The sequence below is a fragment of the Flagellimonas olearia genome (genome assembly GCF_009184425.1).
Classification (GTDB): Bacteria; Bacteroidota; Bacteroidia; order Flavobacteriales; family Flavobacteriaceae; genus Flagellimonas; species Flagellimonas olearia.
The window spans coordinates 1-381 of record NZ_WELG01000089.1; the positions used below are offsets into that span (position 1 = coordinate 1).

1 protein-coding gene is annotated in these 381 nt (G+C 61.7%); it reads left to right on the plus strand.

Annotated elements, in window-relative coordinates; translation table 11 throughout:
- Positions 1-381, plus strand: a 381-nt coding sequence (locus F8C76_RS19325; RefSeq protein ID WP_211372194.1) for a DsbA family protein, incomplete at both ends; no start/stop codon positions are given.

Sequence of the window (381 nt, forward strand, 5' to 3'; positions counted from 1 at the left end):
TTACACGGCGTGCCCTTTGGCAAGGTCTGCGACCCGGTGGGTGCTGGGGTGGAACGCTGCATGGCCATTTGGCCCTTCGCCGAGAAAGAAGGGCGCTTGCGCGAATGGCTGCGCGCCGCCGCCGTAGGCATCTGGAGCCAGGGCATTAATGCCGCCAGCGATAACGGGCTGAAATTTCTGGTGGAAAACGCAGGCCTAGACTGGAACCGTGCCCGCCGCTGGCTGGATGACGATAGCTGGCGCGACCTCGCCGAGGACAACCGCAACGCCATGATGGAAGCGGGTAGCTGGGGCGTGCCCAGCTTTATGACTCAAGATGACATGGTATGGGGGCAAGATCGTTTTGCGATCATTGAGCACAGCCTGCTAGCCTCACAGGCC